Raw genomic sequence first — 15,411 nt, 5'->3', positions numbered from 1 at the left:
AAACCCCGGAATGACACTGGTCGTGATGACGCTGGTCGTTCCGGGGTTTTTTAATGTTTCGGGCTGGATGACGGCTGCGCTGTGGGCGCGGCCGTCATCTGGCCTGAAGGGCTGGTTGCGGGCCGCTAATCTTCACGTTTGTTAACGTTGAATACGCGACGGCGCATGACCTTTGGTCCGGTGCTCTCACCATTGCCGCCCTGCTCACCTGCTGGTGCGCCATTGTTCTGGAAGCGGTTCTGGTAACCGGTCTGCTGGAAGCGGTTCTGATAGCCGCCGCCACCAGTACGGTAGCCACCGGCGCGATAGCCGCCCTGGCTGTTGTAGCCGTTCTGGTAGCCGCCCTGACCACCCTGATAGCCACCATTCTGGTAGCCACCCTGGCCGCCCTGGTAACCACCCTGGCCCTGATAACCGCCATTCTGGTAGTTATTCTGATAGCCACCGTTCTGGTAGTTGTTCTGGTAGCCGCCGCCCTGGTAGCCATTGTTGTTGCTAAAGCGGTTCTGATAGCCACCCTGACGGTTCTGATAACCGCCCTGACCGCCCTGGTAACCACCATTCTGGTAGCCGCCCTGGTTGTAGCGGTTGTTGTAGCCCTGACCGTCGCCCTTGTTGAAGTTTGGACGCTGGCCCTGAGCAAAGCGGTTCTGGCCTGGGCCTGGACGGCGTGGCTTCATTGGGCGCTTGGCCTTGTGAGACTTCTTGGCCTTGGCGGTTGCAGCCTCAATCTCCTGACGGATACGCTCGATTTCGGCCTTGGCATTCTCGCGGTGCTCTTGTTCAATCTCACCGGCTGGATTGCCATCAAGGTCTACACGAGGTACACCATCGGCGATCTTCTGCAGATATGGCAGAGAGTGACAGTAGTTGTGGAGAATCTTGTAGCGCTGCTTGTCGAAGTACTGGAACTGGGCTTCCATGTTCTTCAGGCGATCAAGAATGTCCTGAGCGATACCTACCTTAAGAGGCAGACGCTGCTCACGGTCAACGAAAATAGCCTTAGGGAAAGCCAGAGCCAGGAAGCTCAGGAAGCGCTCGCGCTCATCCTTTTCACGGGCGCGACGGGCAGCAGCGGCCTTACGCTCAGCAAGAACTCGGGCCTTGCGCTCACGACGCTCTGCAGGGGTAAGGTTTGGACGCTCCTTGAATGGCTTCTTCTCTTCGCCATCCTGAGCCTCTTCGCTCCTGGCATCCTCAGTGCCGGCAGCCTGTACAGCGGCCTGCCCCTCTGAGTCGTCTACGTTATCCTGGGCAGCCTGAGCGGCGGCCTCATCGGCAGAAAGCTTGTTGCCAATGCTGTCATCAGGCTCGTCACCGTCATCAGAGATGTCAGCACGATTACCGATGTCATCATCGATTTCGCCATCAGAGCCGCTGGTATCAACGCGGTTGCCGATATTGTCATCAGCATCATCCTCATCGGCAGCTGGTGCAGCTGGTGCAGGTGCTGCAGCAGCCTGCTGCTGAAGGGCAGCAAGGGTAGCCTGGAGGGTGGCATCGTCGATCTTGCCTGCGTCTTTGGCCTGCTGGGCCAGCTGGAGAATCAGATCAAGGTTGGCAGCTGCACCGGCCTCCGGAGCGGCAGCTTCATCTTTGGCAGCGGCAGTCTTCCTGGCAGCAGCGGTTCTGGTCTTGCGAGCAGGAGCGGCTTCACCGCTGTCTGCATCACCGGCACGGGCGGCAGCCTTGGCAGCCTGCTGGGCTTCCTTTTCTGCGGCTTTGGCAGCCTTGGCGGCAGCACGCTCAGCGGCTTTGGCAGCTTTCTCAGCGGCCTTGGCGGCTTCCTTGGCAGCCTTTTCAGCCGCCTTCTGCTCAGCCTTGATTCGCTTGGCTTCAGCCTCTGCAGCAAGATCAGCCTCAATTTCGGCTCTGGTACGACGCTTACGCTTAGGCTTGGCCTCAACCGGGCTCAGCTCAACAGCCTCAGGTGCTTCCTCATTCTTTGAAACTTCGCTATCCATAATTAGCTCCAACAACTTCCTGCATTGCAAGCCATACGACCACCGCACTCAACAATCAGTGGACAAAATCCGCTGACCACCATAAGCCGGTGTTAACTCCCTGTATGGGAACATGCGCCGTACAGCTGTATGTTATAGACAGACCTCTGCATTTTCAGCCTGCCACGATGTAACCGAAACAACAGATACCTTGTCGGTACCTGTCATCAAAATAAGCACTACATGTATTGCAGTCTCATCTGCTCGGAAAAGAACTGCACTTCTCTCTTTTACCGGACACAACCTTAAGGGGCAGAATATAAATTTACAGGCTGTCCTGCTCATAACTGATCAGTCAGCCATACTGTCCGGTATCGGGTCAGAAAAATCATAACTGCCATGCCCGGGGCCAGGCCCCTGCACATAAGATGGCAGCAAAATATCTTGCTTGATAAGAAAAACATTTACTCAGCAACAGCCATCGCTGTCAGACAATGGCCAGGCATAGTCTTTAGACTGTTATCGTGCCTGTTAACAGCGTAATACTGAGCCGGGTGCTCCTTACTTACTGGACGGTCCAGAGCATTTTTCTGCAATGTGTGTTTATGCCAGAAAAGTGCCAGATAAGGTACAACCACGCTGTTTATCCCTGAAAACGACAGGGTTTCTACATAATTCTAGATATTTAGTATACACCACGGTCAAAATCACGATACAGCCATAGTGCATATTTTACGCACTTTAATGACATTGTTAGTGCCAGAATAAAGACGCATCCCCTTAAATCTGTCAATTAAGCCGCAGTGATCAGGGTTGCAATCAGTGCAGCTGCCCCTGAGCGCTCTCTCTTACTGAGGTGATGACAGAGTTGATTTGCTGCCGGGAAGGCTCAGCTGATATTGGCCAGGCTCAGAGGCTGTGCTGTCAGGCCATGATGTGGCCGGATGGCGGGCCCGGTGGCGTGGCCGGATGGCGGGCCCGGTGGCGTGGCCGGATGACGGGCCTGGTGGCGCTGTATCTTTCGGTGCAATGAAAAATGCCGACTCTGTCCGGGTTAACAGACAAAGTCGGCCTTTTATTCAGGTCAGCATGGCGATGCATATCCGGAAGCTGCCGGTGCAGCGGCAGCTGGTGAGCAGGCTGGGGCTGCAGCATGTTGTGGTGATGCAGGCCATGTTGAGACTTACTGGCATGATGTTACTTGCCCTTGGAGACCTTAGGGCGCTTTTTGAGAACCATGCCGGTGCCGGTGCGTTTTGCTTCGGCAACGACGCGGTTCTGGGCGCGCTCGGCCTTCTGGGCTGCGCGGGCATAGCGGCGCTCGGTCTCAGCCTGACGCTTCTGAGCTCTGATCTTGGACTGAGTGATGCGCTTCTGAGCCGGCTTCTGATCGGCGTATGGGTTCTCACCCTCCTTGAACTCGAGCAGTACCGGGGTACCCATGATCTTCAGCGACTTGCGATAGCAGTTGATGAGATAGCGCTTGTAGCTGTCCGGCATCTTGGAGACCTTGTTGCCGTGAATAATGATGCGTGGAGGATTGTAGCCACCGGCATGGGCATACTTGAGCTTGATACGGCGACCGCCTGAAACAGGTGGCTCGTGCTCCTGCACGGCCGCAGAAAGAATGCGGTTGAGCATTGAGGAGCTGTTACGACGGGTAGCAGACTCATAGGCCTCATTGATTGACTCAAAAAGATTGCCTACACCGGTACCGTGCAGAGCTGAGATGAAGTGAACACGGGCAAAGTCCACAAAGCCCAGACGCAGGTCGAGCTCACGCTTGATTTCGTCCTTGTACTCCTGGGTAAGACCATCCCACTTGTTAACGGCTACTACCAGAGAGCGGCCGGAATCAATGATAAAGCCCAGCAAAGACAGATCCTGATCGGTGATGTGCTCACGGGCATCGATAACCAGAATGGCTACGTTACAGTCCTCAATGGCCTTTAAGGTCTTAACAATGGAGAACTTCTCAATGGCCTCGTTGACCTTGCGGCGCTTACGCACACCGGCAGTATCGATAACGATGTACTTCTGATCCTCGCGCTCCAGAGGAATGTAGATAGAGTCGCGGGTAGTACCTGGCATGTCAGCTACTACTACACGCTCTTCACCGAGCATGCGGTTGGTCAGGGTGGACTTGCCTACATTTGGCTTGCCTACCAGAGCAAATTTGATTGGCAGGTCAGCAAAAGGAGTACGGGTGGTCTGCTCAGCCTTTTCCTTCTCCTCTTCGCTCTCCTCACCCTTAACACGGGCACGCTGAGCCTCACGGAAGGCGTGCCAGTCAAAGCCGCCGCCGGTGCGGTCTACAGGGACGTTCTCAAGGAACTCAAAGCCGCTTTCCCACTGGCTGTCGTCCTCGTCCTCTTTGTCAATAATGTCGCTGTCCAGCGGACCCTCTTCACGCAGTACCGGAGCGATAACTTCCTCAAGCAGGATGTTAACGCCACGGCCATGTACTACGGCAGTCTGGTAAATCTCACCCAGACCCAGGGAGTAGAAATCAGTACCGGCAATATCAGGATCAAGACCGTCAATCTTGTTGGCCACGATAGCGCATGGCTTGCCTGACTTGCGGATGTAGTCGGCTACAGAATAATCACCTGGCATGATGCCGGCACGGGCATCCACCATGAATAAAACAAGGTCGCACTCATCAATGGCAAGCAGTGCCTGAGAGGTCATGCGATTGGTCAGATCTGATGGCTGCTCGGCATCCTCGGCAATACCGCCGGTGTCGATAACAATGTACTCACGGCCATCAAAAAGAGCGCGGCCGTACTTACGGTCACGGGTCAGGCCTGGAAAGTCAGCTACCAGAGCGTCACGGGTTTTGGTCAGACGATTAAAAAGAGTAGATTTGCCAACATTAGGGCAACCTACCAGGGCTACTACCTTCATGAAATTTTCCCTGAGACCTGTGGCCACCCTGCCCCTGCTCCTGCCCAGCGCTCACACTGTTCCCTGCCGGAAATCAGATCTGCAGCCAGGCAGCCTCGCCTGCAGCATGCTGTGCAGCCCTGCCCGCATGTATAAGTGCATGCTGCATGGCCACGCAGCTGCCACATGGGCCATGGCACTGCGGTCTCTTAAGATATTGCAAACAATTCAGCCCTGCACCGCGAGCAACCGCGCCACACTGCGCTATTGTCCGATGTTCTGCAACTTACATCTGCATCCTGTCATAACAAGGTCCCTGAGGCTGCCCGTCCCGGGCAGCTCGACAGAGCAAGGGCAGAGGACACGAGCCCCTGCGCGTACGGGCCGCACAGCGGCCCTGGTGTCTGTTTGAAAAGGGAAAATCCCCTCAGCTCAGAAGGGGGAGATGGGGCCATGGTAATGAGCGCCGCGCTCACTGGTGCAGTGACTGCACCTGTGCCCCTGATGAAAGCTTTCACAATACTGCAGACAGCCCTGCAGGCGCAGGCCTGATGGCTGGACGGCTCAGCTGGGGCTGATGTGGCCCCAGGCTGGACGGCCATTGGGTGCTGAAAACCCCAGACAGGATGTCCCTGTGGGCTGATGGCCCCTGGTCGGATGGCCCCAGGCTGGATGGCCCTGTGGGCTGATTGTCCCTGGCCGGGTGGTCCTGCAGGCTGAAAGCCGGTTATAAGCTGGTTGGATACAGATAAAGTTCAGACAGCTGAATGACGAAATGCCGCTGTTAAGCGGCTGTGTCTGAGCACACATGGAGCCCCTGCCATGAGCAGGGCTCCTGCCATGAGATGAACCGGGCTGCCTGCTGTGAGACAGCACCCTGCGTGTCACTCATGGTTGTGGTCCGGCATGAATACACTGGGCCGGAACGAGCGCTCCTGCCGGGCTTGATGGCTGCACGGAGCGTAAAACCTGGGCGTAAAAAAGCCCGGGGTCTGAGAAAGTGTGCATTTTATCACATTTCTGCAGATACCCGGGCCTTTTGAAAAAGACTGGACAGAGCCTGGGGAAGCCCTGTGGCTTCCTGATGAATGTCTGAGAGCAGCCTTGTCTGACCTGTCTGCGCCTGACTGCGTATGCGCCATGGTGCGGTCCCGTCAGGGCCGCACCTGGTGCCGGGGCAGGCCCTTACTGTCAGATACCGAAGTTGGAGGACTTGCGGCCGTCATCACCACCGGAAGCTGGAGTCTCGACGTACTGGGTGTCGCTGCTCTCAGAGGCAGCACCCTTGCTCTCCTCTACCTCAGAGCGTACTCCCGGAGCGATGCCAAAGCCTGACAGACGCTCTCGTCTTTCCTCTTCGTAAGCCTTACGCTGAGCCTCGTACTGAGCGCGGGCACGGGCTGCCTGCTCGGCGGCACGGCGCTGGGCTGCAACATGAGCTTCCTGCTGGGCTACAGCCTTGCGGATAGCATTACGACGGGCCTCAAGCTGCTCGCGGCTGACGCTTGACGGGGCATAAATACCGCCGTCAAATACGCCTGGGTGATTTAAGGTCAGACCAAAAGCTGCGCGCTTTTTGATGTCGTTGTTAACCTGCTCGACATTGCGGGCGGCGCTTTCACGCTGGGCATCAGCAAAGGAGTAACAGGCCAGAGTACCGTCATTGGCCAGAACGTAGAGCTTGCCATCCTTGACCTGAGATGCGCCATAAACGCCGGAGCGGTCAACACGGCTCATGTAGTCAATGGAGCCGTCAGCCATATCCATGAAGTAGATATAGCCCTCATAGTCACCTACTACGGCGTAATTGCCATATACCACTGGAGCGGTAGTCTTACGGTAACCAAGGGAGGTATTTACCCAGCGCTGGGAATTGTCCTCAGCGTTGATACAGTAAACGCTGCCATCATCAGAGGTCAGAACCAGAGACTGGTTGTCGTAAGCCATATCGCGGCTGGTCTGATAGCCAAGACGGCTCTGATAGCTGAAGGTGGAGAGGTCATACTGAACCAGACCGCCTGAGTAAGCGGCGCTGTAGAGCATGCGGCCGAGGATAAGAGGGCTGGTGGCTACGTCAGCTACACGCTCAAGAGCGTTGGTGCCCACGGCATTGCCCACATTAATCTGGTTTACGGTTGCGCCATTGGACTGGAGAATGACATTGACCTTGCCTGAGGAGGTGCCTACCAGCAGATAGTCATCTTCAACCACTACAGGATTGGCCTGAGCGCGCAGACGTAATGGCTGAGGGGCATCACCGGTGGCCCACAGCTGCTCGCCGGTACGGGCATCAAAGGCAGTGAAATTGCCACGGCTGTCCAGAACAAAGAGCTTGTCGCCGCTGGCGTTGAAAGCTGGACGGGCTACTACTTCAGCCTCAATGTACTTCTTCCACAGGATAGAGCCATTTGAGGTGTTTAAAACGTAGACATAGCCATTTTCAGAGCCCAGGGCAATGGTGGTACCGCTTATGGCTACGCCGCCAGACAGACGGGCAGAGCGCTTGTCATTATTTTCGGCCTCATCAGAGAGGTCTACTTCCCATACGGATGCGCCGTCAGCCTGGGAGCTTGAGATTACTACGCCCTTACGGGATGCGGTATAGACATTAGTGGCATCAAAGGCAGGAGCCAGCTCGGAGTAGAAATCGTCAGTGCCACCAGTGGACTTGGTCCATAACTCATTGACAGTAAAGAGATTGTTCACCTCTGGAGCATCAACTGGCTCATAGCGCGTATCGGAGCTTGAGCAGCCGGCGAGGACCAGCATGGCAAGAGGTAAGGCAAGAGCTAATTTAGACTTCAGCATGTTTAATTTTTCCCAAAAACCGGCACTCAATGGGGTTATAAGACCTGTGTACCTGATTATGCAGAGGTAAAAATTCACAAAGATAACTTTTGGGCACTGGCCCTTAAGTTGATAATCATGAGTACACAGGACTGAGCAATATATAGACAGCAAATCTGCCATTTGGTTCGCAGCCTGATGCATCTGCTGGCAGCGTACGCTGACTGCGTCAGCTGACGCTGCCTGCGCAGATGATATACACCAGGGCAGTGGACAGAGCCTGCTGCCACTGCCCCTGTCAGGTCAGCAGCGCCTGTCAGGTCAGCGGCTTGCGGGCAGGCGGCTTACTTGCCGCTGACGTTGTCAGGGGTGGCGCTCATGGCAGCAGCCTGCTGGTTCATGAGCTTGTAAGCTGGAGTGTCACCGTGCTTGATGACGCTGTCGAACTTGAGCTGCAGAACAGAACTGATCTGCAGTTTGGCAGCCTCGGTGGCCTTGATGGCCTCAAGGTAGGCATCGTGAGCGCCCTGACGGTCACCCTTTGCAAGGAGCACGTCACCACGGGTCTCGGCAACTTCAATCTTGTAGGCATCGCTCTTTAAGGCTGACAGAGTGGCCAGAGCGTCCTCATAACGGCCCTGCTGGGCCTGCAGACGGGCAGTTACCAGATTGCACTGAGGAGCCAGCAGATCGCCGCCATTGGCAGCAGCGAAGGAAACGAGCTTCTGGGCCTCGTCATAGCGGGCAGCACGGATCTGAACATTGGCCATTTCAAGGGCCAGCAGAGAGCCGTATACATTCTTGTTCTGATCGATGAATTTCTGGGCATCTGCAAGGGCAGCAGCACCGCTGGTGCCGAGCTTGATCTGATGCTGGTAGACCTCATAGGCGGTCTGCTGGTTTTCAGACAGCTGCCATGCCTGGTACTGACGAACGCCTACCAGACCGGCCAGAGCGATGGCAACACCAAGAGCAATTGGCTTCCAGTGCTCATGCCACCATTTGCGCACCGCCTCTTCTCTTTCATGCTCATCAGTTAAGATATCCATCTTTTTCCTCTAAAAATCGCAGCTGAAACGAAATAATAAACAGCTGATAATAGCTAAAAACCGGCCCCGGCGCCATATATCAGGCCAGGTGAGCCGTGAAAAATACTGCACTGCCGCCATCCCCTTGCTCAGGCATCCCAGGGCTGCCGGCCGGAGCTGCCGGCCGGCTGCTGCAGGCCTGCGCCGCGTACCTGGGGCCTGTGTGGCGGCAGGTCACGTCTTTTAGACGTTAAGAATACGCTTTACAACAGCCACTGCCTCATCACGGGAGACAGTTTCCCGGGTGGCAGAGGCCATGTCCTTTAGACGTTAAGAATACGCTTTACTACAGCCACTGCCTCATCACGGGAGACAGTTTCCTGGGTGGCAGAGGCCATGTCCTTGACGGTTACGGTGTTGTTCCTGATTTCCTCGTCACCAAGGATCAGGGTTACCTTTGCCTGGACCTTGTCAGCACGCTTGAGCAGGCGCTTGAAGTTGCCGCCGCCGCAGTGGTTCATGATACCGACCTCAGGCAGGGCAGCGCGCAGCTGGGAGCAAAGGGTCAGCTGGTGAGATTCGACATTGTCGCCCATGCCGCAGACGTAGACGGCTACCTGGCTTAAAGGTCTGACCTTTTCCAGGGTGGTCAGCAGAAGCATCAGACGCTCAAGGCCCAGACCAAAGCCGACTGCAGGAGTGGCCTTGCCGCCCAGCTGCTCAACCAGACCGTCATAACGGCCACCGCCACAGACAGTACCCTGAGCGCCCAGAGCGGTAGTAGTCCACTCAAAGACGGTAAGGTTGTAGTAATCAAGACCGCGCACCAGACGTGGGTTGATAACAAACTTAATGCCCAGTGAGGTCAGCATGGCCTGCAGCTTTTCAAAGTGGCTGCGGCTGTCCTCACCAAGGAAGTCATACAGGGCTGGAGCATCCTTGAGGATTTCCTTTACCTTCTCGTCCTTGCTGTCCAGAACACGTAATGGATTGGTGTGAGTACGGCGCTTTGAGTCCTCATCAAGATCATCAAAGTGCTTTTCAAGGAAAGCTACCAGATTTTCCTTGTAGACACGGCGCTCCTCACTGTTGCCCAGAGTATTGAGCTCAAGGGTCAGATGCTCGCTGATGCCCAGACGCTGCCACAGATCGTGGGTCAGGGCGATGATTTCAGCATCGATATCAGGACCGTTAAGGCCAAAGACCTCAACACCCAGCTGATGGAACTGACGGTAGCGACCCTTCTGAGGACGCTCGTGACGGAACATCGGGCCCATATACCAGACACGCTGTTCCTGATTGTAAATCAGGGAGTGCTCAAGGGAGGCACGCACGCAGCCGGCTGTACCCTCAGGACGTAAGGACAGGCTGTCACCTGAGCGGTCTTCAAAGGTGTACATCTCCTTTTCCACCACATCGGTAACTTCACCGATAGCACGGCAGAACAGGCTGGTCTGCTCAACAATAGGCATACGCATTTCACTGTAGCCGTAAGAGGCCACGGTCTGACGTAAAACCTTTTCCACCTGCTGCCATACGGAGGTATCTTCCGGCAGCAAATCGTTCATACCACGAATAGCCTGAATAGACTGAGCCATGAGTCAATAATCCTTTAGTGATCGGTCCCACCTGATGCTGCCGGCCAGGGTCCATCCCGGACCAGGCCCAGCTTAAGCTCAGCCATAAAACAAATGGCCAGGCTCACGGCAGCGCCGGCTTTTCCTGCTGACAGTCATACAGCCCCACGGCTGCTCAGTGCAGCGCGCATGCTGCACGCATGCGGCGCGCAGGCGGCGCAGCGCCATACAGCCGGGCACTGTGCATATGCTGTCGTTGGTGGGCACAGGTACAGGGAAAAGCCCGAAAGGCAATCTCAGCTTTTTACTGTCGCCATGACAGCAAAAAGACACATTTACTCCCCACAGGGCAATCCTCAGGGAATATGAAAATGACCATAATACATTATTTGCGGCAGGCTACAAAAAAATAAGGCTGTTGCCTCCTGGTTGTGAAAGCATACAGCCTTTTTTGCAGCCCAGGCCTGGGAACCCGGGCAAATGCGGTCGGCGGCCCATACAGCGGCCTGCAGCCGCCCTTTCGGCGGTCGGCCGGGCTGGCCTGATTATGAGGAGGCCAGGGCGCGCACGCGGCTTTCCATTCGATCGAGGATTTCCTCGTTATCGATACGGCCCATGAGCTCGCCATGCTCATAGATCATGCTCTTGCCGTTCTTGCCGCCGCAGATAGCCACGTCAGCACGCAGAGCTTCACCAGGGCCGTTAACAATGCAGCCCATGATGGCAACCTTGAGTGGCTTTCTGATGTCAGACAGGCGCTCTTCCAGAGCCTTTACTGTACCGACCACATCAAGGCCGCGACGGGAGCAGGTCGGGCAGGCAACCACGTCAATACCACGGGTGCGCAGATGCATACTCTTTAAGATAGCCCAGCCTACCTTTACTTCCTCAACAGGATCAGCAGCCAGAGAAACTCGCAGAGTGTCACCAATACCCTTGCTCAGCAGCAGACCAAGACCAATGGAGGACAGTACGGTGCCACCGGTCAGACCGCCAGCCTCGGTAATGCCAAGGTGCAGAGGGGCATCGGTCTTTGAGGCCAGAAGCTCGTAGGCGGCTACGCACAGATTGAGCTCTGAGGCCTTTACGGAGAAGGCATAGTCAACAAAGTTGTGGCTTTCGAGAATATCAGCAGAGCGCAGGGCGGCCTCAACCATGGCCTCAGGGGTTGGAGAGCCGTAGCGGTCGAGCAGATCCTTGTCAAGGGAACCGGCATTTACACCTACACGAATAGGCAGGCCGTGGTCACGGGCAGCCTGGCAGACAGCCTCGACCTTTTCACGCGAACCGATATTGCCCGGATTGATGCGCAGGGCAGCAGCGCCGTTTTTGGCGCACTCAATGGCAATGCGGTAGTCAAAGTGAATGTCAGAAACAATTGGCACATCAACCCTGGAAACAATTTCCTTAAAGGCGGCGGCAGCGTCCATAGAAGGTACGGAGACACGAACGATGTCGGCACCCACATCAGCAAGCTGCTGAATCTGGGCAACGGTGGCCTGAACATCGAGAGTTTCGGTGCAGGTCATACTCTGAACTGAAATTGGAGCATCACCGCCGACTAAAACTGAACCAACCTTAATCTGACGTGACTTTCTACGCTCAATCTTGGGAGCCTGCCATTCCATGGACATTCCTCATTTTCTAACAGATCTTAAGTGACTGTACCCGTCCGGCAGCCCCGGCCCTTGACCATGGGCAAGGCCCATGGCAAGGCCTGGCCTGCGGGTACAAAAAGCCCCCGCAAAATGCAGGGGCCGTGTCTGATTGCTGTGTCCGCGACTAAGGGGCCGCTGAGACCTGAAGGTCGAGGCAGCCAGGGTGGCTGGCCCATGAGACCGATGGGTCGAGTCGGCCAGAGTGGCTGGCCCATGAGACCTAAGGGTCGGGCAGCCGGGCTTACTCATGGGCCTGCTGGCGGACAGAGCTTATCAAGGCATTGGCAGCTTTAATATAACCTGTTTGGCCTCAGGCATATCAACTTCACCGCCATCATAATAAATTTTTACAGCCCTGGTATCGCTAAGCTGAATCTTCAGCGGCGGAATACCGGTGACCTTAATTTTCTTTCCTGGCTCATAAACACCGGAGGCAAGCACCTTGTTCTGCTTGTCGGTCAGCTTGAGGGCCACCTTGCGCACAATGGCAATCTCGGCGCTGTTAAGCGATGCCAGATCCTTGCGGTTGACCACCTTGACCTTGCCCGAGATATCGGTTGGACTGCCCTTGAGCTCCACCTTTGGCTCAGCTTTGGCAGCTTCGGCTTTTGCATCCTTGCCAGGCTTTCCAGCCTTGTCATCGGTCTTTGCGCCAGCCTTGCTGTCCTGGCCCCTGGCGCCCTGATCATTAGCATCCTTGCCAGTTTCTTTCACAGTAGGGTTAAGGGTGCCATTTTGCGTTTCCTCAGACGCCTTATCAGCGCCAGGCTTGATGGCAATGGCCGGGACATAGCCAGTTACAGTGTAGTCGTCACCTGGCAGAGTCAGGGACTCAGGGGCCTTGCCCTCAGAGATTTCTGCAATGCCTCCCGGGCCCTGCTCACGGGCCAGGGCGTGGGCCTGAGCTGCAGCACGGGCTGTGTTTTCATCAACTACCTTGAGGTCAACAGCATCGGCATTGGCCGGATCTTCAATAACCACTGGAGGTGGAGAAGCCTCGCTGCCATCGGCATTGAGCTCAATGCGTACAGGATCGCCTGACGGGGCATTGGTTGCCCCTGAGCTGTCGGACTTGTCGCCGCTGAAAATAAAGTAGCCGCCTGCAGCCACGATAATGATCAGGACTATGAGCAGCCAGTTGCGGTTCATGGTCTTGTCCGGGGCACTGGCAGCAGGCTCCTTGTCGATGGCTACATTTTCAGAAATGCTCGACAGATAGAGCTGCATTACATAATCAGGATCAACACCGGCCACGCGGCAGTAGCGCTCGAGGAAAGGTGAGATAAAGTCGATATAGACGCGCTCGTTAAGAGCATTGGTCTCAATATCGCTTACAGTGCGGGGACGGGCCAGAATGGCGGTGGCCATTTCAGGAATGCTCATGCCCATGCGTAAGCGGTGGTATTTGAGCAGTTCGCCTACGGTCTTGAGATTGTCAGGATTCTCAGCAAGGATATTTTCTTTATCCTTTCTGTAAGGATCCTCAACCGGCTCCTCATCGTCATCTTCCTGATCATCAGGATCCGGGGCACTGCCATCCATGTCATTATCTTTTTCTGCGCTGTCACTGGCTTCTGCGGCATCAGCGTCAGCTTCAGCTTCAGATGCGGACGCAGCAGCGGCCTCATCGAGCTCTTTAACGCTCTGATCAGAGGAGACCAGGGTCTCGTCGGTGACCTGATCTGCAGTTTCAGACTTGTTAGTGTTTGAATCAGACATGGTATTACCAGCAAAAAAACTTAATTAGTACAGATTGCCCTGAGCCCGGCCCGGAACAGCCCACTGGCCCCCACTGGACAGGCCACTGGACAGCCCACCGGGAGCTGTCCCGGGCTGTCCGCTGCGGACATGCTGCGGGTTAAACAGGCTTTACTATGGAGCGGATTTCCTGACCTGCCAGCTCCTGGACATGATCAGTCTTCTCGCGCAGCTTGCGATCGCGTACCTGACCTGCAAGCTGACCACAGGCGGCGGCAATATCATCACCACGGGTGGTACGGGTAACCACGGTAAAGCCATACTGCTCTACCAGTACCTTGTAGAAACGGTCGATGCGGCTGTTGCTTGGGCGTCTGTACTCAGACTCTTCGTGAGGATTGAAAGGAATGAGGTTGATCTTGCATGGCAGATCGCGCAGCAGAGCAGCCAGCTCATGAGCCTGATCAGTGCTGTCATTGACATGATCAAGCAGAACATATTCGATAGTAACACGTCCGCAATTGGCATTGGAGTTGTCAATATAGTTGCGGACAGCATCAAGCAGACTGTCCAGCGGGAATTTCTGGTTGACCGGAACCAGAATGTCACGCAGCTCATCGTTTGGTGCATGCAGTGACAGAGCCAGAGCAACGTCGATTTTGCCGGCAATCTTGTTCAGGGCCGGAACGATGCCTGATGTGGAAATAGTAACGCGTCTTTTGGACAGTGCAAATGCGTTGTCCGACAGCAGCAGTTTGCAGGTGGACAGAACATTCTGCACATTGAGCAGAGGCTCACCCATACCCATCATGACAATGTTGGAAATAGGCTTGTGCTCCTGGTTTTCAGAAAAGCCCACACGGGAGGCGGCTCGCCATACCTGACCTATAATCTCGTGAACCTTGAGATTACGGTTGAAACCGGACTTGCCAGTGCGGCAGAAAGAACACTTGACCGGGCAGCCCACCTGAGTGGAGATACACAGGGTATTGCGATCAGGCTCGGGAATGAGCACTGTTTCGACCAGCTGACCGTCGCCCACGTCCATGGCCCACTTGATGGTGCCATCAGAGGAGCGCTGTTCAGTAACAATCTCAGGGGCTTTGATGCAGGCTACCCTTGAGAGCATGGCACGGGTATCCTTTTTGATGTTGGTCATCTGCTCGAAGTCAACTACGCCCCACTGGTAAATCCACTTTAACAGCTGGGTAGCACGGAAAGGCTTTTCTCCCTGAGCTACAAGAAATTCCTTTAAACCATCCGGATCGAGATCCATTAAGTTGACGAGATTATCCGACATAACACCTCTTTGACCATGACTGACATGGCATCACTGATACAGGCCCGCAAAGGGCTTTGCCAGGCGCCAGTGGCGCCGGTTCAAAAAGTGTAAATTATACAAGAATTTGCCCGAATTGCCCTTATTTGAGCGGTTAATTAGCTGCTAAATCTCATTTGCCACAATCTGTCATCAGCCTGCAGAGTGCTGTGGGCTGATACCACCCCTGGCCTGACCTTGCCAGCCCTTGTCCGGCCTTGCTGCCCCTGCAGGAGCAAGCGGGCGTTGCCTGGGCGCAGCCTGGCGCCCCCTTGCGCAGCCTGGCGCCCCTTGGCACAGCTGGGCGCAGCCGGGCGGACACAGCCATGAGCGCAAGCCCTCTGCCCGGGCCACTTAGAGCAGCAGCGGACCGGGCAGAGAACTCGCAGGAGAACTGCGCCAAAAAGCGCAGGCGTAAAAAAGGCCGGCATCCACATTCAGATGCTGGCCTTTTTTGCTCTGGTCAGGCCGCCCCAAAGCGGGACGGACTGACGGCACAGATCAGGTTATTACCCG

8 protein-coding genes are annotated in these 15,411 nt (G+C 55.6%); all 8 read right to left on the bottom strand.

Going from position 1 to position 15,411, the window contains the following annotated elements; translation table 11 throughout:
- Positions 1 to 125: 125 nt before the first annotated feature.
- The 8 genes from MXE39_RS03440 to rlmN all read right to left on the bottom strand — a co-directional run bounded on the left by MXE39_RS03440 (position 126) and on the right by rlmN (position 14,877).
- A complete protein-coding gene (locus MXE39_RS03440) occupies positions 126 to 1,964 on the bottom strand; it encodes a ProQ/FinO family protein (RefSeq protein WP_246977270.1) in 1,839 nt (612 codons plus the stop codon).
- Between the two features lie 1,176 nt (positions 1,965 to 3,140).
- Positions 3,141 to 4,850: a ribosome biogenesis GTPase Der gene (gene der / locus MXE39_RS03435; RefSeq protein ID WP_246977268.1), complete on the bottom strand. Its 1,710-nt coding sequence runs from the start codon at positions 4,848 to 4,850 to the stop codon at positions 3,141 to 3,143.
- A 1,170-nt stretch (positions 4,851 to 6,020) separates the two neighbouring features.
- Positions 6,021 to 7,637 carry an outer membrane protein assembly factor BamB gene (gene bamB / locus MXE39_RS03430; protein WP_246977267.1) on the bottom strand — a complete coding sequence of 539 codons (1,617 nt, stop codon included), beginning with the start codon at positions 7,635 to 7,637 and terminating at the stop codon, positions 6,021 to 6,023.
- A gap of 323 nt (positions 7,638 to 7,960) precedes the next feature.
- Entirely contained in the window at positions 7,961 to 8,665 is a 705-nt protein-coding gene (locus MXE39_RS03425; protein ID WP_246977266.1) for a tetratricopeptide repeat protein, read from the bottom strand.
- Positions 8,666 to 8,967: 302 nt separating this feature from the next.
- Positions 8,968 to 10,242 (bottom strand): histidine--tRNA ligase, encoded by a 1,275-nt coding sequence (gene hisS, locus MXE39_RS03420; protein ID WP_246977265.1) that lies wholly within the window; start codon positions 10,240 to 10,242, stop codon positions 8,968 to 8,970.
- Positions 10,243 to 10,766: 524 nt separating this feature from the next.
- A complete protein-coding gene (gene ispG / locus MXE39_RS03415) occupies positions 10,767 to 11,849 on the bottom strand; it encodes a flavodoxin-dependent (E)-4-hydroxy-3-methylbut-2-enyl-diphosphate synthase (protein WP_246977264.1) in 1,083 nt (360 codons plus the stop codon).
- Positions 11,850 to 12,152: 303 nt separating this feature from the next.
- A complete protein-coding gene (locus tag MXE39_RS03410) occupies positions 12,153 to 13,598 on the bottom strand; it encodes a helix-turn-helix domain-containing protein (protein ID WP_246977263.1) in 1,446 nt (481 codons plus the stop codon).
- 139 nt (positions 13,599 to 13,737) lie between these two features.
- Positions 13,738 to 14,877 (bottom strand): 23S rRNA (adenine(2503)-C(2))-methyltransferase RlmN, encoded by a 1,140-nt coding sequence (gene rlmN, locus MXE39_RS03405; RefSeq protein ID WP_246977262.1) that lies wholly within the window; start codon positions 14,875 to 14,877, stop codon positions 13,738 to 13,740.
- Between the last annotated feature and the right edge of the window lie 534 nt (positions 14,878 to 15,411).

This window comes from Anaerobiospirillum sp. NML120511 (genome assembly GCF_023050955.1).
Lineage (GTDB): Bacteria > Pseudomonadota > Gammaproteobacteria > Enterobacterales > Succinivibrionaceae > Anaerobiospirillum.
Note: the sequence above shows the minus strand (reverse complement) of the source record. Positions and strands in the feature narration are given on the sequence as shown.